The sequence below is a fragment of the Faecalimicrobium dakarense genome (assembly GCF_000499525.1).
In the GTDB taxonomy this organism is placed as follows: Bacteria; Bacillota; Clostridia; order Peptostreptococcales; family Peptostreptococcaceae; genus Faecalimicrobium; species Faecalimicrobium dakarense.
On the sequence record NZ_HG529329.1, the window covers coordinates 45,544 to 65,689 of the forward strand.

The 20,146-nt window shown below is 29.2% G+C and carries 23 protein-coding genes and 1 pseudogene; 11 read left to right on the forward strand and 13 right to left on the reverse strand.

Annotated features, from left to right (window positions below):
- The first annotated feature begins 564 nt into the window (after positions 1-564).
- Positions 565-2,163 (forward strand): peptide chain release factor 3, encoded by a 1,599-nt coding sequence (locus tag BN899_RS08820; protein WP_042274726.1) that lies wholly within the window; start codon positions 565-567, stop codon positions 2,161-2,163.
- 118 nt (positions 2,164-2,281) lie between these two features.
- Here BN899_RS08820 and BN899_RS08825 read toward each other — a convergent pair whose 3' ends face one another.
- Positions 2,282-2,536 carry a Mor transcription activator family protein gene (locus BN899_RS08825; protein WP_042274727.1) on the reverse strand — a complete coding sequence of 85 codons (255 nt, stop codon included), beginning with the start codon at positions 2,534-2,536 and terminating at the stop codon, positions 2,282-2,284.
- Positions 2,537-2,974: 438 nt separating this feature from the next.
- Here BN899_RS08825 and BN899_RS08830 point away from each other — a divergent pair, with 438 nt between their 5' ends.
- The 6 genes from BN899_RS08830 (at position 2,975) to BN899_RS08855 (ending at position 6,958) form a co-directional block, all read left to right on the forward strand.
- Entirely contained in the window at positions 2,975-3,193 is a 219-nt protein-coding gene (locus BN899_RS08830) for a DUF1659 domain-containing protein (protein ID WP_042274728.1), read from the forward strand.
- Positions 3,194-3,231: 38 nt separating this feature from the next.
- On the forward strand, positions 3,232-3,462 hold the full coding sequence (locus BN899_RS08835) for a DUF2922 domain-containing protein (protein ID WP_042274729.1): 231 nt from the start codon (positions 3,232-3,234) through the stop codon (positions 3,460-3,462).
- 93 nt (positions 3,463-3,555) lie between these two features.
- The gene (locus BN899_RS08840) at positions 3,556-3,702 is read left to right on the forward strand and encodes a YvrJ family protein (protein WP_071162445.1); all 147 of its coding nucleotides are present in this window, start codon (positions 3,556-3,558) and stop codon (positions 3,700-3,702) included.
- Positions 3,703-3,985: 283 nt separating this feature from the next.
- A complete protein-coding gene (locus BN899_RS08845; protein ID WP_042274730.1) occupies positions 3,986-6,115 on the forward strand; it encodes a choice-of-anchor J domain-containing protein in 2,130 nt (709 codons plus the stop codon).
- A 187-nt stretch (positions 6,116-6,302) separates the two neighbouring features.
- On the forward strand, positions 6,303-6,497 hold the full coding sequence (locus BN899_RS08850; protein WP_042274733.1) for a helix-turn-helix transcriptional regulator: 195 nt from the start codon (positions 6,303-6,305) through the stop codon (positions 6,495-6,497).
- Positions 6,498-6,499: 2 nt separating this feature from the next.
- Positions 6,500-6,958, forward strand: coding sequence for a DUF6773 family protein (locus BN899_RS08855; RefSeq protein ID WP_052356765.1), 459 nt, complete (start codon positions 6,500-6,502; stop codon positions 6,956-6,958).
- Positions 6,959-7,233: 275 nt separating this feature from the next.
- On the opposite strand, the gene BN899_RS08860 is transcribed toward BN899_RS08855, so the two are convergent.
- The 6 genes from BN899_RS08860 to BN899_RS08885 form a co-directional block, all read right to left on the reverse strand.
- The gene (locus tag BN899_RS08860; protein WP_042274734.1) at positions 7,234-7,455 is read right to left on the reverse strand and encodes a hypothetical protein; all 222 of its coding nucleotides are present in this window, start codon (positions 7,453-7,455) and stop codon (positions 7,234-7,236) included.
- A gap of 35 nt (positions 7,456-7,490) precedes the next feature.
- Positions 7,491-8,363, reverse strand: coding sequence for a PD-(D/E)XK nuclease family protein (locus tag BN899_RS08865; RefSeq protein ID WP_042274736.1), 873 nt, complete (start codon positions 8,361-8,363; stop codon positions 7,491-7,493).
- A gap of 14 nt (positions 8,364-8,377) precedes the next feature.
- On the reverse strand, positions 8,378-9,070 hold the full coding sequence (locus tag BN899_RS08870) for a hypothetical protein (RefSeq protein ID WP_042274737.1): 693 nt from the start codon (positions 9,068-9,070) through the stop codon (positions 8,378-8,380).
- Positions 9,071-9,294: 224 nt separating this feature from the next.
- On the reverse strand, positions 9,295-10,782 hold the full coding sequence (locus BN899_RS08875; RefSeq protein ID WP_042274739.1) for a flotillin family protein: 1,488 nt from the start codon (positions 10,780-10,782) through the stop codon (positions 9,295-9,297).
- 247 nt (positions 10,783-11,029) lie between these two features.
- Positions 11,030-11,224, reverse strand: coding sequence for a YwbE family protein (locus tag BN899_RS08880; protein WP_042274740.1), 195 nt, complete (start codon positions 11,222-11,224; stop codon positions 11,030-11,032).
- A 56-nt stretch (positions 11,225-11,280) separates the two neighbouring features.
- Positions 11,281-11,628: a hypothetical protein gene (locus tag BN899_RS08885; protein ID WP_042274741.1), complete on the reverse strand. Its 348-nt coding sequence runs from the start codon at positions 11,626-11,628 to the stop codon at positions 11,281-11,283.
- A gap of 212 nt (positions 11,629-11,840) precedes the next feature.
- On the opposite strand from BN899_RS08885, the pseudogene BN899_RS20980 reads away from it, so the two are divergent.
- A pseudogene (locus BN899_RS20980) lies at positions 11,841-12,062 on the forward strand (ADP-ribosylglycohydrolase family protein); the annotation flags it as partial.
- 12 nt (positions 12,063-12,074) lie between these two features.
- On the opposite strand, the gene BN899_RS08890 reads toward BN899_RS20980, so the two are convergent.
- The 5 genes from BN899_RS08890 to gltS form a co-directional block, all read right to left on the reverse strand.
- A complete protein-coding gene (locus tag BN899_RS08890; protein WP_042274742.1) occupies positions 12,075-12,275 on the reverse strand; it encodes a hypothetical protein in 201 nt (66 codons plus the stop codon).
- Positions 12,276-12,304: 29 nt separating this feature from the next.
- Positions 12,305-12,724: a hypothetical protein gene (locus BN899_RS08895; RefSeq protein ID WP_042274801.1), complete on the reverse strand. Its 420-nt coding sequence runs from the start codon at positions 12,722-12,724 to the stop codon at positions 12,305-12,307.
- Positions 12,725-12,930: 206 nt separating this feature from the next.
- Entirely contained in the window at positions 12,931-14,478 is a 1,548-nt protein-coding gene (gene murJ / locus BN899_RS08900) for a murein biosynthesis integral membrane protein MurJ (RefSeq protein WP_042274743.1), read from the reverse strand.
- 135 nt (positions 14,479-14,613) lie between these two features.
- The gene (locus tag BN899_RS08905; RefSeq protein WP_042274745.1) at positions 14,614-15,225 is read right to left on the reverse strand and encodes a HutD family protein; all 612 of its coding nucleotides are present in this window, start codon (positions 15,223-15,225) and stop codon (positions 14,614-14,616) included.
- A gap of 80 nt (positions 15,226-15,305) precedes the next feature.
- Positions 15,306-16,562: a sodium/glutamate symporter gene (gltS, locus tag BN899_RS08910; RefSeq protein WP_042274748.1), complete on the reverse strand. Its 1,257-nt coding sequence runs from the start codon at positions 16,560-16,562 to the stop codon at positions 15,306-15,308.
- Between the two features lie 201 nt (positions 16,563-16,763).
- Between gltS and BN899_RS08915 the strand changes: the two genes are divergently transcribed.
- The 3 genes from BN899_RS08915 (at position 16,764) to BN899_RS08925 (ending at position 19,501) form a co-directional block, all read left to right on the forward strand.
- Positions 16,764-17,516 carry an ABC transporter ATP-binding protein gene (locus tag BN899_RS08915; RefSeq protein WP_147568521.1) on the forward strand — a complete coding sequence of 251 codons (753 nt, stop codon included), beginning with the start codon at positions 16,764-16,766 and terminating at the stop codon, positions 17,514-17,516.
- Complete coding sequence (locus BN899_RS08920) at positions 17,503-18,306, forward strand: ABC transporter permease (protein ID WP_042274750.1); 804 nt, start codon at positions 17,503-17,505, stop codon at positions 18,304-18,306. Before BN899_RS08915 ends, BN899_RS08920 begins: the two co-directional genes overlap by 14 nt.
- A gap of 160 nt (positions 18,307-18,466) precedes the next feature.
- Complete coding sequence (locus BN899_RS08925) at positions 18,467-19,501, forward strand: ABC transporter substrate-binding protein (protein ID WP_147568522.1); 1,035 nt, start codon at positions 18,467-18,469, stop codon at positions 19,499-19,501.
- 43 nt (positions 19,502-19,544) lie between these two features.
- Here BN899_RS08925 and rfbC read toward each other — a convergent pair whose 3' ends face one another.
- A complete protein-coding gene (gene rfbC, locus BN899_RS08930; protein ID WP_042274753.1) occupies positions 19,545-20,090 on the reverse strand; it encodes a dTDP-4-dehydrorhamnose 3,5-epimerase in 546 nt (181 codons plus the stop codon).
- Positions 20,091-20,146: the final 56 nt, after the last annotated feature.

A 20,146-nucleotide genomic window follows, 5' to 3' on the forward strand; every position in this document is an offset into this window, starting at 1 on the left:
AGTCTAAGTTTTGCAATTTATTATATATAGTAATGACATTCTTTTTTAATTTACTGTTGATAGAATAACATTTTTTTAGACTAATTTCAATATTTCATATTAAAACTTTTCATGACTTTCTATACTAAATAATGTTAGCTAGGAATACTAAACATTCTCTTTATTTCATCTGTAATATATACTTCACCTTTACTATGTAAAGTCATATGCCAATTATGACATACTGACATTAAATCAATTATAGTAAAGCTATTTTCATAAGGTTTCTATATTGACAGTTTTTCAATAAAGTTATAATATCAATAGGATTATAGTTTTTTATAGTACATAGAAAATTATGTTTATTTTAAAACTATTAATAAATATAATTTTTTATATTTGGATAATCGTAAAATTAAAAATTCGCTTCGCTCATGTCGCCAACGTCTGCTTGAGCCACGTGTGGGCGAACCACTTCGGCAAGCTCGCATCCCGTTGCTCAAGTTGAAGCGGTTAGGATTATATCTTATCCACAAACCAGATAAGTTATAATCCCTTAATATATTAAATAAAGGATGATAAAAAATGACAGAACAAAATTTAAGCTTGATTGATGAAGTTAAAAGAAGAAGAACTTTTGCAATCATTTCCCATCCCGATGCAGGAAAAACTACATTAACTGAAAAGTTTCTATTATATGGTGGTGCCATTCGTGAAGCAGGATCGGTTAAATCAAGAAGATCTCAAAAACATGCAGTATCTGACTGGATGGAAATTGAAAAACAAAGAGGTATATCTGTTGCATCAAGTGTTCTTCAATTTGAATATAATAACTTTTGCATAAATATTCTTGATACTCCAGGGCATCAAGATTTCAGTGAGGACACTTATAGAACTCTTATGGCTGCAGACTGTGCAGTAATGGTTATTGACTCTGCTAAAGGCGTTGAGGATCAGACAAAGAAATTATTCCAAGTTTGTAAAATGAGAGGAATTCCAATTTTCACTTTCATCAATAAAATGGACCGTCAAGGAAGAGATCCATTTGAGCTACTTGAAGATATTGAAAATGTTTTAGGAATTCGTTCTTGCCCAGTAAACTGGCCAGTTGGTTCTGGTAAAGAGTTTAAAGGTGTGTTTAATCGTCATAAAAATCAAGTTGAATTATTTGATGATGGTAACCATGGACAATCTATTGCTAAGTCTACAACTGGAAATATATCTGATGAAAAATTTAATACTTTATTAGGCGATGCTCTTCATGGAAAATTGCTAGAAGATATTGAACTTTTAGATATTGCTGGAGATAATTTTGATTTAGATAAAATATTAAATGGTGAATTAACGCCTGTGTTCTTCGGAAGTGCACTTACTAACTTTGGTGTAGAACCATTTTTAGAGTCATTCCTAGAAATAACACCACCACCAACTCCTCGTAGTAGTAATTTAGGTGAGATTGACCCTAGTTCTGATAACTTCTCAGGATTTATATTTAAAATTCAAGCTAATATGGATAAAAATCATAGAGATAGAATTGCATTCCTTAGAATTTGCTCTGGTAAATTTGAAAAAGGTATGGCAGTAACTCATGTACAAAGAAAGAAAAAGGTCAAACTTTCTCAACCTCAACAGTTTGTAGCACAAGACCGTGTTATAATAGATTCAGCATATCCTGGTGACATTATCGGTATACATGACCCAGGAATATTTAATATCGGTGATACATTAAGTGAAAAGCAATCAAATTTACAATACACTGGTATACCACAATTTGCGCCTGAACATTTTGCAAGAGTTTCTACAAAGAATGCTCTTAAAAGAAAACAGTTCGTAAAAGGTCTTACACAGTTAGCAGAAGAAGGCGCTATTCAGATATTCAAGCAACCTCATTCTGGTATGGAAGAGCTTATTATAGGGGTAGTTGGAGTTTTACAATTTGAAGTTTTAGAATATCGTCTAAAGCAAGAATATGGTGTTGATATGTTAATGCATACACTACCTTATCGTAATATACGTTGGATTGAACCTGGTACTTTTAAATCAGATAAACTTTCAATGCCAATGGATACAATACTAGTTGAAGATAAAAATAGCAATCCAGTAGTGTTACTTCAAAATGAATGGTCTATTAGACATTTAATTGAAAGAAACGAAAATATAGTTTTAAAAGAAACTTCTTTATAAAAATTCGCTTTGCTTAAAATAAATGTTAATCCCCCTACGTCTATTTTTAAATGTAGGGGGATTAACATTTTCATAACTACTTATCGGTTAACCATCATTGTCTATATAAGTAAAATACCTACTTAAAGTTGACAATATTTCTAACCTGAACCTCACTAATCCCAAACTTTCTAGAAATAGCCTTATAGTCCCCATCAAAATCTTCTCTAATCTTCTTATTCCTAAAAGACTTAATAAGACTACTCTCATTAGGAATATACAAACTACTCCCACCTAAAAGCTTTACCAAATCCTTAAACGCATCAATACCTATAGTATCAACAATGTCTAAAACTGACTCAGGTAGATCCTCTTTACTCAAATACTTAAGCATAAAATCCCTCCCATCTTAATTAAATTATATCACCTACATATCTTTTATAAAATTCTTTAACATACTTCTTAATAGTAAATTTAGTAACATTATCTTAAAAATAATAAGGGGATGAAACTATGAAATGGTATCTAGATTTTGGACAATGAAGCTATACCTAAAGGATTTAAAGACACCTATATAACAACAAACTAAGTCTGTAAATCTTAAATTTTTTATTTAAACTTTTTTCTAAAATACTTTAATATAACCTAAAAAACAAATCTCCTATACTAATATCAAGAAAGTAATCAAAAATTCGCTTCACTTAAGCCACTGCGTGGGCGCTACATTTCATGTCGCCAACGACTGCGTCCGTTGCTTGAGCAACGTGTTGGCGAAACCTTTCAAGTTTAGCTGTTACTTTTCTTAAATAAAATTTAAAAGGAGGTAAACATAATGGCTATTGTTGAAATAAAGAACCCTTCAAGCTTAAAAGTAAGATTAGATTTAGGCATGGTAGATGGCAAATCTAAAACTAGAACTAAATCTTATACTTCTTTAAAACATAATGCTTCTTTACAAGATGTATATGATGTTGCTGAAGCTATAATGGGACTGCAAGAACATGGTGTTTTAGACATAATCAAAGTTGATAATACAATACTTGGTGCCTAAACCATTGTATTAAGTTTTAATGAAAGGAGGAATTTGATATGGAACTTAATAAAAAGTTAATTATGACTTTTAAAAATAATGATGATAAAAAAATCTCTTTATCTGTAGAAGATCCTAGAGATGATATAACTGAAGAAGAAATAAAATCAGTTATGGAGTTGATACTTGCTAAAAATATATTCGCTCCAAATGGAATGGATTTAGTAGCAGTTGTTGAAGCTAAAGTTGTTGTTACAGATACTACTCCTTATGACTTAGTTATAGGGTAAAATTCGCTTTGCTCAAAATTATAAGCTATGCCTGGGGTTTATATCCCTTGCATAGCTTTTATACTATAAATTTATCGAAAGGTTGTGTATATGATGAATTCAGAAATTCAAACATTGATAGCTTCTGTAGGTTTCCCTATAGCTCTTAGCATGTATTTACTTGTTAGGATAGAAGGTAAGCTACAAACTCTATCTGATAGTATTAATGAATTATCTAAAAATATAATAAGTATGAAATAAGGGAGTCGTAAAATAAGACTCCTTTTTATTGATATTTGGCAAATCTATGATTTGATATTTCTCCATATTTATAAAACTTTACAAATAAATACATTTTTTCGCGATATTTTTTTACTCCAATATATTAAAAAGAATAGTATTTAGATAATACTTCGAAATAAGAAGAAATGTAATATATTTAGTATGAATTTGCAAATGTAAAATTGTTCATTTTCTAACTTTATTATGCTACTATTGAAATACAATTAGTTTGAAAATTCAATAAATAAGAGGGGGAAATTTAATGAAAAACAAAAAACTGTTATCTACTATAACAGCAGGGGCATTATCATTTTCTATGTTGGCTTCATTGTCTGCAAGGCCCTTAGAAGTAGAAGCACAAACTACACCACAGTGGAATGTGGAAAAATACGGAGATCGTATTGATGTAGACAGTAAACTAGAACAATTATCTAAAGATTCATCATTTCTAAGGCAAGCTGATAAGGATATCAAGGCAAACGCAGCACAAATTAATTTTAATGAAAACCAGTCATCAACAGATTCAACTAATAATAATTCCTTTACATACGACGGAGGAACAAAGTTATTTTTAAATAGAAAATTAAAGTTCAAAGAATTTACTCTTCGTAGCGTTGGAGAAAATGTTGAAATTTGGGTAGCAAATGATTTATCTTTCCCAGAAGGTGATCCTCGTCCAGCTCATGTAGTTACACAAGGACAGGTAGATAAACTTCGTGATGAGTTTGATAAAAACATTTATCCAAAGGATACTGAGTTTTTTGGAACTCCAGATGTACATGATGGTTCAAAGTCTACTATAGCTGGAAAGGTTGAAGGGATTCCTAAAGGTTACTATGAGGGTAGTGAAAAAGTTATAATGCTAGTAGATAATATTATAGATGATAACTACAATGATCCAAATTATCCATTCTTTGTAGCAGGTTTTTACTGGCAAACACTTGAAAATTATATTGATAGAAACATTATAACAATAGATACAAGAGATTGGGATACTCGTTTAGAATCTACATTCTTTGGAACAACTATGCATGAGCTTCAACATTTGATTCATGCAGATAATGATAGTGCAGAAGAAACATGGATTAATGAAGGTATGTCTACTTTTTCTGAATACCTTGGTGGATATGGACATAATGAAGGCTCTGTTAACTTCTATTTAGATCATCCAGAAAATTCACTTGTTAATTGGGATGAACATAAAGTGACATCAACAGGTCCTGAAACTATTGCTGATTATGGTCAGGTATATTTATTTACTTTATACATGAATGATAAATTTGGAAAAGACTTTATTAAAGACTTAGCATTAAATAAAAATCAAGGGATAAATAGTATTAATGAGGTATTAAAGGCTCATGGATCTAAACTTACTTTCACTCAGCTTTATCAAAACTTTATTACTGCATTATCTTTAGATAGTGATAGAGCTGGAAATGGAGTTTATAAATTTGACAGTATCAATCTTAGAGATATTGCTGTAGATAAACAAGGTACAAAACGTGGTATGACAGTAAACTATGAAAAAGCTTTGCAGTTTGAAAAAACAGGGGTTCCAGCTTGGGGTGGAGACTTTAAAATGTTAGATTTTAAAGATAAAATTAGAAGTATATCTTTTGATGGTGTAGATTTCTTATCAAGTCCATGGAAATCAGTAGCTGACCCTAAAGATCCAAACAATAAAGTATTGTGGGGTAATACAGGTGATGAAGCAGATAATAGTTTAATTTTTGAAGCAGATCTTACTAATAAAGATAAAGCAACTTTGAAATTTGATAACCTTGTTAATATAGAAGAGCAATGGGATTTTGGAGTTGTTCAAGTTTCAACAGATAACGGAAAGACTTGGGTAAGTTTAGCTAATGAAAATACACGTAGTGACGTTGTAGATAACGGATATCCAAAGATAAAAGAAAATCTTCCTGGATTTACAGGGACTTATGACGGATGGAAGAAGGAAACTTTTGATTTAAGTAAATATGCTGGTCAAAAAATATTAGTTTCTTTCCGTTATTTAACAGACTGGGGAAACAATGAAGCTGGCTGGTATATAGATAATATTGAAATTCCTGAAATTGGATATATTAAAGATGGAAGTTCTATAGATGATTTTAAATCTTTTAAAGAATTATCAGGCGAATATGTAAATTACACAGTAACATTTATTAATGAAAGAGAAGTTGGAAACAAAAAAGGAAAGAAAACAAATTATAAGGTTATTACAGTTAATCCATTTAATGTAACTCAAAAAGATGCATTGACATTAAGACAGTTATTCCATGATGGAAACAACTATATGATTACATCCTATGCAGCTCCTACAGATGATAAAAATCCAGTAGATTTTACGTATGAAATTAACTTTAAAACAAACAATTCAAATAAGAAATAACATATAAAATAAATGCTTAATACTTGAAAAAGTGTTAAGCATTTTTTATATGTAAATATTTTAGATACTTCCTTTCTATAAATTTATCACAAAGAAAGCTAACAAAGCCAATTTTTAAAACATAATGCAATATATAGTTTACTTTTTGTTAGGTTTATCATATCATATGTAATATAAGGAGGTTTATATGAAGAATAAAAGAATGAAAATAGCTCGTATCGAATGTGATATGAGACAAGATGATTTAGCCAAAGCAGTAGGAGTAACAAGGCAGACTATTGGATTAATAGAGTCTGGAAACTATAATCCTACTCTAAATCTTTGTATTGCAATATGTAAGGCTTTAGGGAAAAGCTTAGATGATTTATTTTGGGAGGAATAATAATGAAAAATGTTAAAAATCAAGATGAAAGAGTTTTAACTCAAAGAAGAAAAATTCAAAGTGATGGATTTCAATTATTAATTTACGCATTGCTTATATTAGTAGTAGTCCAACAGTTCTTTTTACAAGCTCCACCTAGCCAATATATGGCTGAATTTTTATGTTTAGTAGGTGCTGGATTTTATAATCTTATTCGTAATTTAAATATAGGTAATAATCTTTTTGGCGATGATAAAGGTTCAGGTAAGCGCCTTTTTAAAAATATCCTATTTTCTGGTGTAGGATCTGTTATTCTTTTTGCTTTGTTAACAGGTGAAAAAGATATAGGTGATCTTTTAAGTTACTTTTTAACCTTTATAGTAGCATTTAGTGGTATGAATTATCTTATTTACTATATTAGTAAAAAAAAGCAAGATAAAATTGAGAGAGAACTAGATATGGATGAAGATGATATTGAGTAATATTTATGCTAATAAAAGACAATAATTTTGGCTCCATCTTAGTAAATAGTAAAGTATTAGTGTAAATTTTTTCAATCTACTCTAATACTTTACTATTTACTCTATCCTTTTTTAGATTTCTTATTTTATATTTTAAATTAACACATTATTAAAAGATATCGCAGATAGTATCTAATAGTATTAATGAATTATCTAAAACTATAATAATTATGAAATAAGGGTGTTGTTAAGTACAACACCCTTATTATTTATATCAATACCTAGTAAATTAAATTTTATTCCACATAATCTATTTCTAAACAACTATCTACTATATTTTCTACTATAACCATATACTTCTCAATTAGCTCTATAAACTCTTTAATAGTAATATTTTCATCTATCGATATATTAATAGATGCTATTTGATTAGTACCATTATAAGCTTTTATATTGCTATCTCCAACCTCATAAATTTTATTATGTATTAAATTTTTTACGTATTCCCTTTTAATCATATATTCTTTATAATCTTCTTCGTTAGTCTTTTCTATCAGTCTTTTTTAGGTATATATGGTCTAGATTCATAATGTAGAGGTAGTATTATCTTTTTATTGAAAATATCAAAAGATGGCTCTAAATGTATGTCATAGCTATCTTTTGTTATTTTATACGTATTATTTATTAATTTTGCTTCATCTTTTCCTATCCAACTATCTTTGGATATTTTTGCATAATAACTTACTCTTCCAACACCACCTGCTTTGCCAATTTCTCTAACGCTTAGTCCACCGTTACAATTTATGCATTTAGCTATCTTTTTAAACTTTATAAATGCCCTATCTTTATCTTCTTCGTTACTTAAACTATCTATAAGTTTATCATCTTCATTAATATCTAAATCTTTATAGAAGTCCTTTAGTATAAATATAAAGTCATAATATATTCTTTCTAGTACTTTATCTTCAATCTCTACTTTTACATCTTCGATTATATCTTTATATGTAATATTTTTAAATTCATTACCTATAGGACTTTGCTCTGGCATCAATGTCAAGAATATAAACTCTATTTTTACATCTTTATTTTTTAGCCCTAGTAATTTATTATTTACTAAATCAGCTACACACTTTTCATCTGAGTATCTTAAAGTTTGATTAATTCCTTCATCAGCTTTTAATTTATTTTCTATTATTAATAGTCTTGAGCAGTTGTCATTTTCTAATGTTATAACTATATCTGGAACTCCAACCGATGTTGCAATTCTTGTATATGCTTTAATATCAAAATTTGATGGATTCTCTATATTGAAAATACTTCTAATAAATGAGTTTCTAAATGATTTAGATTCATTTATTAACCCAACTATTAAGTTACTTATTATGTCTTCTTTGTATGTTATTCCTAGCAATTTTACTATATTCATTTTATCTCCCTGTTTTATAGTTTACTTACATCAAAATTTAGTATAATTACATCCTCTAAGTTAAATAAATCTATACCCATATAACTTGATATTTTTTTGTAATGTTCAATCCATTGTTCTATAGAAGTTTCTATATATCCTGAATCTCCTGCTATATTTAAAAATACTAATTTCACTTTTTTACCTTGTTCTTTAAGTTTTACTAAAAAAGATAGTCTATTTGCAATCTGATAATATTTATTATGCCAAACATCAAACTTACTATCTAACCAATCTGTATCACATAATTTATTATTTGATAAGTTTTCATAAACTTCTTTTAATGTTTTATTTATTAATTCTTTACTACTCTTACTTGTAGCACTACATTTTGTATGTGTTTCATTTATATGTGCTTTTGCTTCAACTAATATAATTGTTTCATCTTCACATATTCCAATTGCATCCCACCAAGGACCATTTTTAGGCCAAAAGCTTAAATCTTCTTTTGTTATAATACTTTCATTTCCTTTTTTTATATTCCTAAGATCTTTTATTTCATTATAATTATCTTCTTTTATTGGAGATAACCAAGTAATATCATTAATCCTACTATCTATACACGTAATATGATTTGATAGAACTTTCCCCTTATTTAAATTTACAAGTTTTTGAATCCAAAGTTTACTTCCCTTATCTCCAATTCCTGCTAACGTATTGCTACTCATAACATATTCCCCCTTGTTTTATGTATATAATACTATTATTTTATCATATTTAGGCATAAAAAAGAAATTATCTACCTCATCTTTAGCTTCCCTAATTTCTTTTGTCGTCATTTCTAACTTTACAAAAACAAAACACCTATATTTATACAATATAAGTGTTTTATACTCAATCAATTTAAGTTAATATCCACTGATTTTTGACATAGTTGAATGTTTTTGTACTATTAATCTTCCTTAGATTCTAAACTTTTAGCATCTACAGTAGTACAGTTATTTTTATTTGCAACCAATGTAGAACCTAGTGCACCTGATATTAGTGCTTTAATATCTAAACCAACTGCACCTTCTAATCCCTTTATTACCTTATCTGTAGTAGTCATGATATCGCCTACCATCTTGGCACCATTACCTTCACCATACATTGTTATACTATCTACGTTTGCTAATGGAGATGCTGCATTTTTAACTATCTCAGGTAATTTTTCGACTACCATTTCTATTACTGCTGCCTGTTGCATCTTATTCATAGCATCTGCCTTTTTATCTAGACCTTCTGCCTCTGCTAATAGTTTAGCTTTTATAGCTTCCGCATCTGCTTTACCTACTGCACTTATACCTTCAGCCTTTTTTTGCTCTGCTACTAACTCTGCTTCTGCTTTGTCTTTTAATATTTCATATTCTTTTTTAGCTTTATATTGTTCTACATCGGCTTCTTTTTGCTTTTCATAAGCCTCTGCATCTGCCTCTTGCATTCTTTTATACTTATCTGCTTCTGCTTGTTTTTTGATTTCGGCTTCAAGTACTCTTTCTTTTACTAATGCTTCTTTTTCCCTTATAGCTATTGCCTTTTCTTGTTTTTCTATATCTGCATCAGCTCTAGTAGTCTCTAATCTCTTTCTTTGTACCTCTTCCGTTATCTTATATACAGCATCTGCTTCAGCTTTTTTCTCATCTTCTTTTATCTTTAATTCTGACTGTTTTAGAGCTAGTTCATTATTTTTTATTGCTATATCTTGTTCTGCAGTTACCCTGGCATCATTGGCTTCTTTATCTGCTTTTGACTTAGCCCTAGCTATTTCTTTTTCAGAATTTGCTTTAGCTATTTCAGCATTTTTTTGTATAGTCACTATGTTGTCTATACCTAAATTTTCTATTACTTTATTATCATCTATAAAGTTTTGAACATTAAAACTTATTAATTCTAACCCCATTGCATTTAAGTCTGGCTCTGCATTTTCTTTTACTGCCTCAGCAAACTTTTTTCTATCCTTTACCATATCCTCTAACTTCATTGTGCCTACTATCTCTCTAACATTTCCTTCTAGCACTTCCCTAGCTATACTAGCTATGTAGTTAGTATCTTTGCCTAAGAAGTTTTGAGATGATAATTTTATTAAATCATCGCTACTTCCTACCTTTACGTTGACATTTGAATCTACCCTTACATTGATATAATCTGCAGTTGGCACTGTACTAGCGGTTTTAACGTCTATTTGTATTAATTGTAGTGCTAGTTCATCTTTTCTTTCTAAGAATGGTACTTTTATAGTGGCTCTTCCTATCACTACTCTAGGCTGTTTTCTAAGTCCAGAGATTATAAAGGCTTTATCTGTTGGTGCTTTGACATAGCCTCTAGATACTAAAGCTAAAACTAAAACTAAAGCTACTGCACCTACTACCACTGGTATTAAAATGGAACTATCAAAAAACATCAAAATCCCCCCATTATTTTATTGTTTTAAGAGCTTACCCTTGTTTAAGTCTATGTATAATTAACATAATTTATTTTATATTTTATAATAAAGTGATCTGTTGACTTTGTATCTATTATTATCTTACATTATTTTCATAAATTTAGCTTTTTATGACTTAGAGCTAATAGTATAAATATATAGTCTATTACATTTATTTGAGCAAAATTAAAAGCATAGGATTCAACCTATGCTTAAATACTATTTTTTATATTTTTATTTCTTTAACCCTTCCAACAATGCCACTTTCAAGCATTACCTTAATTCCATGATGATGATTTGGTGAATTAGTAAGAATTCTTTTAACTATTCCTTCTGTTAACTTTCCGCTTCTTTGATCTTGCTTTTGTACTACAAAAACATTTGATCCTATTTTTATATCACTTCTTTTAGTTCCGTCCATAATTTATACCTCTTGCTTTCTTGTAAGATATTTCTACATTTTATTGTATTTATCTTCTAGTAATTAATAATTAGTATTTTATCTGACTCCGTAGAATTAATTTCTAAAGAAAAATTATCTTCATCAATAATCATCTCATTAAAATTAGGATCATACCTTTCAAAGAGCTGCTTGCTTCTATAATTTTTTATCCCAGCCTCTTGCCATACTATAGTTATAGATTGTCTGTCTTTATTAAATACAACACGTACCGGAACATGTTTATCAAATATAACTTTTTTATCTGACTTTGAAATAGCCTTTATTCCTACGTCAAACTCACTACACTCAAAATCATGAAATCTATGAAATGATTTTAACGAATTTAAACTATCTGATAATGTCTTTCCTTCTAATTTTGCCACGGTGATTCCTCCTAATATAGTTTATTCTCTTATTATATTTCCATCTTTTATAGGCATATACTTTTACCATTATAGTACACTTTGAATACATTTTATACACTATCTTTAAAGATAACAAATGCACAGGTATTTATCTAGTGCATTTGTTATAATTTATTAACTTATTTTCATTGCACATAATTATCTTGAATTAAGAATATTGCTTAGGTGAAGAATCCTCAGCTATAGCTATTTACTGTGCATTAAAGTATAGTGATAATTTTATGAATGGATTAGTAGCTTCAGTAAACCATGATGGTGATAGCGATAGTACTGGTGCAATTACTCGAAATATTTTAGGGGCTTATCTAGGAGTCGATAAAATTCCATCTGATTGGATTTGTAACATAGAGCTGAATGAGTTCTATCAAATGACTTATACAATGGATATGTAGTAATCTTTATATTTATTTTCCATAAATCCTATAATTCAACCTCTTCCCCCTAATCTCAACCCTATACCCCTTACACATCTCAATCAATCTACTACCAATAGCCTCATCAATCTCAATTAATTCCTCAAAGCTCTTCTCACTACTAACAATAACAGGCAAATTATTAAAATACCTATGATTAACAAGCTCAAAAACAATATTAATATTGTTCATTTAATCTGCTTGATAAATTGAAATTTATCTTATTCTTCTGTGATATATTTCATATTATCAAAATGATAAATTTCAATAATAAATTCTTTAGTCATATCTTCTTCGTATATATACCCTGAAAATTTTGATTGATTATAGCCATAAGTTTCATCAATAATCTCTAAATCGATGTTATTAAACTTTTCTGAGAAATCTTGCAAACTAAACCTTTCTCCTGAAAATTTCCCAAAATCATCTTCTAAATCAAATATACATACAGAACAATAATCTAAATCAACATTATTAAACTCTATGTAACCCTTTATTAGCTCACAATCATTATCTATTTTATAGTAACCTTCACTAAAATGCATCATTACTTTATCTGAGACTATATTAATCTTGTTAACTCTTGCATCGTGCAAACTATATGGTAAATCTATAATATTTTTACGCTCTATTTCTTTCATAAACACCTCAACAAAATTAAATTTTTCTATTTTATTAACCTCCTTACAAATTCCTATTTATCTATATGATATCAAAATATTTTTATTTCACATTATATAACAATTGTGACCTTTGTTATATTATAATGCTCTTTAAATAATTTATATACAAAAAATCTATTTATTAAATATAAAAAGAGATCCATAATGGATCTCTTTGTTTTTCATTATGCTCTTTTTAATTTTTTCATAACCATATTCTTAAGCATCTTAACTTCTCTAACCTTAAACTTACTAATAAGTATACCATAAACAACTGCACCTACTAGCACAGATATACCAGTAGCTATAACATCTTGAATAAATCCAACTCCTAATATATTACTTGATAACTTATACATAAAGTATGTTGCAACACCCATTACTATAGAAGCTATTAAAGACTTTATAAAAGTTCTAATTATTCTATCTTGTCCATAGTACTCCATCTTTTTCTTTAATCCTCTAAATAATAATAGTATACATATTATAGAAGATAAACTAGTAGCAAGTGCTAGTCCACCAAGACCAAATACTTTCATTAATGTAATATCAAAGAATATGTTAGCAACCACTGCAATTATCCCATTTATCATAGGTGTTTTAGTATCCTTTAATGAATAGTACACTTTGCTTAGTATATCTCTAAGGCCATAAGCAATCATACCAACAGAGTAACATATAAGGGCAATTGCAGTCATTTGAGTAGACTTATCATCAAAAGCCCCTCTTTCAAATAATATTCTAACTATAGGAGTCGCAAGTACTATAGCTCCAACAGTTATAGGAAGTATTATTAAACTTACACAGTTTACACTAGTTGATACTGCATCTGCAAACTTTCTGTTATCATTATTAGTAGATAATTTTGAAAGTGTAGGATATATAACAGAACCTATACTAGTTATAAATAGTCCTAAAACAAAGAAATTAAGCTTATTCGCACTGTTTAGTGCAGCTATAACCCCATCACCTAGGCTTGAAGCTAAACTTCTATCTACCATAGCATTGACTTGATTTACAGCAACACCTATTAAAACAGGAAGTATTAGCCATATCATCTTTTTAAAATACTTGTCTTTAAAATTAACTACAGGCTTAAACTTATATCCACGCTTTATAGCAAAAGGTACTTGGAATAAAAATTGTGAAGCCATACCTATAAGGGCTCCTACTGCTAGTATATAGAATTCACCTGTAATACCACCAATTACCATAGATATAATTATTATAATATTATTTGGAAGTTGCACCATACCAGGTATAGTGAAGTTTCCTTGTATTTGTAAGTAAGCAGTCATAATATTGCTAAGGCCTATAAATAAAACACCAACTATTATTATTCTTACAAACTCAACAGTCATTGCTAACTTTTCACCAGTAAAACTAATAGCAAATAACTTTACTATAGGCTCGGCAAATATATAACCAAATATACTTAAAAATATACTTATTATACTAACTATACATAATATATTATTTGCAAATATTTGAGCTCTTTTTTGTCCACCATTTTCAAGTGCTTCTTGATAAAGCGGTATAAATGTCGTAGAAAGTGCAACCCCAACAGCAGCAAACACCACAACCGGTATATTCATAGCTGTTACATATATATCACTTTGTGCACTAGTCCCATAAAAATACATTAGGACTATATCTCTAGTAAATCCTAATATTTTAGATAGCATAGTAACTACCATAAGCCAAAATGCTGATTTTGCTAAATTATTACTCATAAAATCCTCCATGGAGCTTATAATTATTTTTTATTGTCAATATTCCTAGTATATCATTAGATTAATTTTTTGAAAATAATTTTATTTATATAAATATAAACTTTCCGATTTCTGTTAAATTATTTATATTTCTAACTAAAAATATACTCTACTAATAATTATATTTGAATCTTCATTTGAACTATTGCAGATACTAATACTATCTTTATTAATATTTGTATCCGTGGTAGATACAAATAAATCTTCCTCATATAAACCAATATTTTCTTCTAGTTCTATAACTACGCTACCATTTACACAATATAAAACATTGGCTACTTTGTCCCATCTTTCATCTTTATACAATTCAATATTCTTTCTACTTCCTCTTTTAATCTCAATATGTTCTAAACTTCCATCACAACCATTATTCATCATAAGATTAAAATCAGTTACTTTTCCATAGCTTCTAGTGGTCCAATCCCCACTAAATCTGTCTTTATCAAATCTACTTAACTTAGTATTATGATGACCTTCGTGTTCTAATTCTAATTCTCCATCTATAATCATTATTTCTCTATTTATACCAGGTAACTGTGTGAATACTGACTCTTCTACTTCTACCTTTGCTGAACTTATTCTAAATAAAAACTCCATCTTACTGTACTGTGATTCTTCTGGGTATATGTATAACTGAGTAGTAGTTCCTCCAGACCATGTGCTTGTTTTATATTCATCTTTTCTTATTACTTTTATCTCATTGTCCATTATTAACCCTCCTAAAATTATAGCCATTCATATTTTAATATACGAATGGCTATTTATTATATATATTTCTTGCTTAAGTATTAACTAAAGAAATTTATAAACGTTACTATAGTAGGTATAGCGAATAAATCTATTAAAAATGCACCTACTAATGGAACTATTAACATTGCTTTTGTAGAATTTCCATATCTAGATGTTACTGAATTTATATTAGCCAATGCATTTGGTGTAGCTCCTAAACCATGACCTAAAAATCCTGCAACCATTATTGCTGCATCAAAGTTTTTACCTAATAATCTAAATACAACAAATGCACCAAATAAAGCTATAAATGCAACTTGAGCTACAACTATAATAATCATTGGTCCTGCTAAGTCTGCTAGTTCCCATAGCTTCATAGTCATAAGTGCCATTGTTAGGAATATTGATAAGCATACATTGCTTATTATATCTACTGTATATAAATCTAAATTTACAAGTTTTAATTTATCATTTAGATTTCTAAATATTACTGCTATAAACATTGCTCCAACGTATCCTGGAAGAACAATATCTGTTATATTAGTAAACCACGTACTAACTACTGTTCCTATTGTCATACATGATGCTATGACAGTAATTTGTACAATCATTGTATTTGAGTTGAAAGATTCACTAATTTTTATACCAGCAACTTCTTCTGCTGATACTCCTCCTCCAACTGAATTCCCACTATCTTTAGAAGTTATATCTTCTGTAGGTCTTAAATTATATTTATCTATTAAGTATCTTGATATTGGGCCGCCTATAAGTCCACCACATACTACTCCAAAAGTTGCAGCTGCCATACCTATAGTTGCTGCACCAGTAACTCCTAAAGATTCTACTGTTGCACCAAAAGATGCTGCTGCTCCATGTCCTCCTTCCATAGATGCTGCTCCACACATTATCCCTATTAAAGGGTCTATTCCTGTTAATTTTGCTCCTATTACTCCTACTAAATTTTGTGCTACTGATAAAACACCACACAATAACCAGTAAACTATAAGTAGTTTACCTCCTTTTTTAACTAATGCAAAACTTGCACCTAATCCAACCGTTGTGAAAAATGTTATCATGAAAGGTGATTGAAGAGTCGTATCCATAGATATATTTAAGATATTGCTAGCTTTTAGAATTAATACTATGATTGCTACTAAAAGTCCTCCAACTACGGGTCCTGGTATACAGAACTTTTCTAGAATTGTAATTTTCTTTTTAATAAAGTTACCAAATAATAACATTAAGGATGCCAAAGCCACAGTTGCTATCATGTCTAGGTTAACAGTCCTTAACCCATCTACAACTTCAAAACTCATAAAACTTCTCCTTTACTTTTATTATTGTAATTATATAAATACAATTAGTATATTCACTAATAATCTACAAATTCCTTTTAATTAAAACATTTATTTTATTCATACTCTTATATTTTGTTTTATCTATACTCAATATGGTACAAATCCACTTCAAATTTAATACTATAGAGTATAGTTCCAATTTCAAATGGGGGTGACAACTTGGGTAATATAGTACAAGTCAAAAATCTTTCGATGACTTTCTACAACAAAGAAGGCGAACTACAGGTTCTAAATGATATGAACTTTTCTTTAGAAGAAGGAGAAATTTTAACACTTCTTGGCCCTTCTGGGTGTGGAAAGTCAACAATTTTAAACATTCTGACAAAACTTTTAAAACCAACTAATGGAGATGTAGTCGTAAATGGAAATATTGGATATATGTTTCAAAAGGACCATCTACTAGAATGGAGAAACATAATGGATAATATAACATTAGGTCTTGAAATCCAAAAGAAAAAAACACCTGAAGCAATAGCTAGAGTTGAAGAGCTTTTAAAAACTTATGGGCTTTGGGAGTTTAGAAATATGTTTCCAAAAGAACTGTCTGGTGGTATGAGACAAAGAGTTGCTCTTATTCGTACTCTTTCAGTAAATCCTGATATTTTACTTCTTGATGAGCCTTTCTCTGCACTTGATTATCAAACAAGACTTTTAGTAAGTGATGATGTTTATAAGATTATAAGAAATGAAAATAAATCTGCAATTTTAGTTACACATGATATATCTGAAGCTATTAGTATGTCAGATAAAGTAGCAGTACTATCTAAACGACCTTCTACTGTAAAAGATATATACACTATAAATCTTCGTGAAGATAAGGATTTAACACCTCTTCAAACACGTAAAGTTCCAAAGTTCCAAGACTACTTCGATAAGTTATGGAAGGAGTTTGATTCTAATGAGGTTAAGTAAAGATTCTCAAGGTTATTTAGATTATATCAAAAAGACTAAAGTCGAAAAACGAAATGTATTATTCTTTCAAATAATTATATTAGTAGGCTTTTTAGTTTTATGGGAAGTTCTTGCAAATTACAATATTATAAATACATTCTTATTTAGTAAGCCAAGTGATATATATCACTTATTTATGAAATATATCCAAAATGGCCAGCTTCTAGAACATGTATGGGTGTCAGTTTATGAAACTTTACTTGGACTTGTAATTGGTACAGTTCTTGGTATATTAGTAGCAATAGCACTATGGTGGTCTAAAAAGTTATCAAAGATACTAGATCCATTTTTAGTTGTATTAAATGCTCTTCCTAAAACTGCCTTAGCTCCTATTATTATAGTTTGGGCTGGAGCTGGAATTTCAGGTATAGTTGTAACTGCTGTTACTATTTCAGTAGTTGTTACAATTCTATCAGCTTATCAATACTTTATAAGTGTTGATGAGGAAAAAGTTAAAATGCTTAAAAGCTTTGGGGCAAAAAAACATCAAGTATTATTTAAACTAATACTTCCTGCAAATATAGGAAACCTTATAAATCTTACTAAAATAAATATTGGTATGGCATGGGTTGGTGTTATAGTAGGAGAGTTCTTAGTTTCTAGAAGTGGTATTGGATATCTAATCGTTTATGGTAGCCAAGTATTTAAATTAGATTTAGTTATGATGGGAGTATTTGTTTTAGCATTTTGTGCTTGGGTTATGTATGAAATTTTAAATATTGTTGAAAAAATATATAATTCAAGAAGATAGATATTTATTTTATATATAAAATATAAATTTTAAATAATAAAATTAATCTTTTAAATTATTGATACATCCCTCTTAAAGGTAACAATTAAACTATAAAAATAATAATATATAATATTATTAGTATTTTTAATACTACAAAATTTTATAGAGGGGGATGTATATGTTCAAAAAATTTATTGCACTTACTAGTTCCTTAGCATTAAGTACCCTTTTGCTTACAGGATGTACAAGTAACACTACTAAAGCTCCAGAAGAAAAGAAATTAGATAAAGTTACTATTGCAGAGGTTGCTCATTCAGTATTTTATGCTCCACAGTACGCAGCTATAACTGAAGGATTCTTTAAAGATGAAGGTATTGATATTGATCTCATAAATACTCAAGGTGCTGATAAAACTATGGCTGCTTTAATATCAGGTGAAGCCCAAATCGGTCTTATGGGACCTGAAGCATCAATTTATGTTTACAATCAAGGAAGTAAAGATTATGCAGTAAACTTTGCTCAACTTACTAAAAGAGATGGAAGTTTCTTAATGGCTAGAGAAGAAATGCCTAACTTCAAATATGAAGACTTAAAAGGTAAAGAAATACTTGGAGGAAGAAAAGGTGGAGTTCCTCTAATGACTTTTGAATATGTATTAAAGAAAAATGGACTTACAATAGGTGAAAACACAGCTAAAGGTGAGACTAATGTTAGAACTGATGTACAATTCGGAGTAATGGCGGGTGCTTTTGCTGGTGGTGAAGCTGATTTTACAACAGTATTTGAACCTACTGGAACTCAAATGGAAAAAGAAGGTAGTGGACATATAGTTGCTTCAATAGGTAAAGATTCTGGTGAGATACCTTACACTGCTTACTCTACTACAAAATCATATATGGCTGATAATGCTGAACTTTTACAAAGATTTACTAATGCACTATATAAAGGTCAACAATGGGTTCAAACTGCTTCTAATGAAGAAATAGCTAAGGCTATGCACCCATTCTTTGAGGATATAGAAATGGATGATTTAATAAAAGTTGTTGATAGATATAAATCAATAGATGCATGGTCTTCTGATCCTTTATTAAAAGAAGAATCTTTAAATACTTTAATGGATGTTATGAAGGAAGCTAATGAATTAGATAAAGAGCCTCCTTATAGCAACATAGTTAATACTGAATTTGCAAATACTGCTATAAATAATAAATAGATTTTGATATAAAATAGAGCTATGTTTTAATTAAAACATAGCTCTATTTTATATTTTCCCAATTTCTATCTCTATCTAAAAGTAATACTTTATCTATATCATCAATTGGCCAATTTATATCTAAAGTTGGATCATTATATGCAATTCCTGTTTCAAATTCTGGACGATAGTATTGTGTATAGTTACAATTTACTACTGCATAGTCTGATAAAACTAAAAATCCGTGGGCAAACCCTTTTGGGACATAAAGTTGTCTTTTATTCTCAGAAGATAATGTAATACCTTCCCATTTTAAATAAGTTGGTGAATTTTCTCTTAAATCAACAGCTACATCAAATACTTCTCCCTCTACTACTCTTACTAATTTATCTTGAGCGTGCTTTTCTTGAAATCTAAGTCCTCTTAGCACTCCCTTTTTAAACTTTACTTCATTAAATTGAACAAATTTTAAATCTATATCTAAGTTAAAAGATTTAAAAGCTCTTTCGTTATACATCTCCATAATATAGCCCATATCATCTTTAAATACATAAGGCTCTATTATATATAAGTCTTCTATTTTTGTTTCTAAAAAATTAAATTTTCCCATAACTACCTCCTTAGTTGTAAAGTTTTTACACTTTAAATATTTGACTATTAAATTAT

Excerpts from the sequence above, each read along its gene's own strand:
- BN899_RS08880 (WP_042274740.1), bottom strand. The coding sequence starts at position 11,224 with ATGGACGGAACTAAAAGAAGTGATATAAAAATAGGATCAAATGTTTTT.
- gltS (WP_042274748.1), bottom strand. The coding sequence starts at position 16,562 with ATGAGTTTTGAAGTTGTAGATGGGTTAAGGACTGTTAACCTAGACATG.
- BN899_RS08920 (WP_042274750.1), top strand. The coding sequence starts at position 17,503 with ATGAGGTTAAGTAAAGATTCTCAAGGTTATTTAGATTATATCAAAAAG.
- BN899_RS08890 (WP_042274742.1), bottom strand. The coding sequence starts at position 12,275 with ATGAACAATATTAATATTGTTTTTGAGCTTGTTAATCATAGGTATTTT.
- BN899_RS08905 (WP_042274745.1), bottom strand. The coding sequence starts at position 15,225 with ATGGACAATGAGATAAAAGTAATAAGAAAAGATGAATATAAAACAAGC.
- rfbC (WP_042274753.1), bottom strand. The coding sequence starts at position 20,090 with ATGGGAAAATTTAATTTTTTAGAAACAAAAATAGAAGACTTATATATA.
- murJ (WP_042274743.1), bottom strand. The coding sequence starts at position 14,478 with ATGAGTAATAATTTAGCAAAATCAGCATTTTGGCTTATGGTAGTTACT.
- BN899_RS08870 (WP_042274737.1), bottom strand. The coding sequence starts at position 9,070 with ATGAGTAGCAATACGTTAGCAGGAATTGGAGATAAGGGAAGTAAACTT.
- BN899_RS08860 (WP_042274734.1), bottom strand. The coding sequence starts at position 7,455 with ATGATTAAAAGGGAATACGTAAAAAATTTAATACATAATAAAATTTAT.
- BN899_RS08830 (WP_042274728.1), top strand. The coding sequence starts at position 2,975 with ATGGCTATTGTTGAAATAAAGAACCCTTCAAGCTTAAAAGTAAGATTA.
- BN899_RS08925 (WP_147568522.1), top strand. The coding sequence starts at position 18,467 with ATGTTCAAAAAATTTATTGCACTTACTAGTTCCTTAGCATTAAGTACC.
- BN899_RS08850 (WP_042274733.1), top strand. The coding sequence starts at position 6,303 with ATGAAGAATAAAAGAATGAAAATAGCTCGTATCGAATGTGATATGAGA.
- BN899_RS08895 (WP_042274801.1), bottom strand. The coding sequence starts at position 12,724 with ATGAAAGAAATAGAGCGTAAAAATATTATAGATTTACCATATAGTTTG.
- BN899_RS08835 (WP_042274729.1), top strand. The coding sequence starts at position 3,232 with ATGGAACTTAATAAAAAGTTAATTATGACTTTTAAAAATAATGATGAT.
- BN899_RS08875 (WP_042274739.1), bottom strand. The coding sequence starts at position 10,782 with ATGTTTTTTGATAGTTCCATTTTAATACCAGTGGTAGTAGGTGCAGTA.
- BN899_RS08820 (WP_042274726.1), top strand. The coding sequence starts at position 565 with ATGACAGAACAAAATTTAAGCTTGATTGATGAAGTTAAAAGAAGAAGA.
- BN899_RS08840 (WP_071162445.1), top strand. The coding sequence starts at position 3,556 with ATGAATTCAGAAATTCAAACATTGATAGCTTCTGTAGGTTTCCCTATA.
- BN899_RS08855 (WP_052356765.1), top strand. The coding sequence starts at position 6,500 with ATGAAAAATGTTAAAAATCAAGATGAAAGAGTTTTAACTCAAAGAAGA.
- BN899_RS08865 (WP_042274736.1), bottom strand. The coding sequence starts at position 8,363 with ATGAATATAGTAAAATTGCTAGGAATAACATACAAAGAAGACATAATA.
- BN899_RS08845 (WP_042274730.1), top strand. The coding sequence starts at position 3,986 with ATGAAAAACAAAAAACTGTTATCTACTATAACAGCAGGGGCATTATCA.
- BN899_RS08825 (WP_042274727.1), bottom strand. The coding sequence starts at position 2,536 with ATGCTTAAGTATTTGAGTAAAGAGGATCTACCTGAGTCAGTTTTAGAC.